This is a genomic window from Neisseria sp. P0021.S006 (genome assembly GCF_051956895.1).
Map to the genome: position 1 here is coordinate 1 of NZ_JBQCWZ010001227.1, position 458 is coordinate 458.

Genomic DNA, 458 nt, shown 5'->3' on the forward strand with positions numbered 1-458 from the left:
TTTTTTTTTTTTTTTTTTTTTTTTTTTTTTTTTTTTTTTTTTTTTTGGTGGTGTTGTGGTTGTTGGGGTTTGTGTTGTTTTTTTTGTTGGTGGTGTTGGGTGTGTGTGGTGGGTGGGTGGATGGGTGGATGTCGTTGGTTTTTGGTGGTTTGTTTGTGTGTTTTTTGGTTGGGTTTGTGGTTGTGTTGTTTTTTTTTGTTTGTGTTGTTTTTGGGTGGTTTGGGTGTTGTGTGTTTGGTGGGGGGGTTGGGGTGGGTGTTGGTGTTGTTGTTGGTGTGTTGTTGGGTGTTGGGTTCGGGTTGGTGTGTGTGGTTGTGTGGTGGTTGTGTTTTGGGGGTGTTGTGGTGTTTGTTGTGTGTGGGGTTGTGTTTGGGGGTGTTTTTGTTGGGGGGGGTGTGTGTGGTGTTTTTTTTGGTGTTTTGTGTTTGGTTGTTTGTTTGGGGGGTTTGGTGGTGGTT

At 43.2% G+C, this 458-nt stretch carries 1 protein-coding gene; it reads right to left on the minus strand.

The genetic code is table 11. The annotated features are described in order from the left end of the window. Positions 1–458: hypothetical protein (locus ACTHUM_RS19610; RefSeq protein ID WP_440403954.1), on the minus strand; the 458-nt coding region annotated here is incomplete at both ends.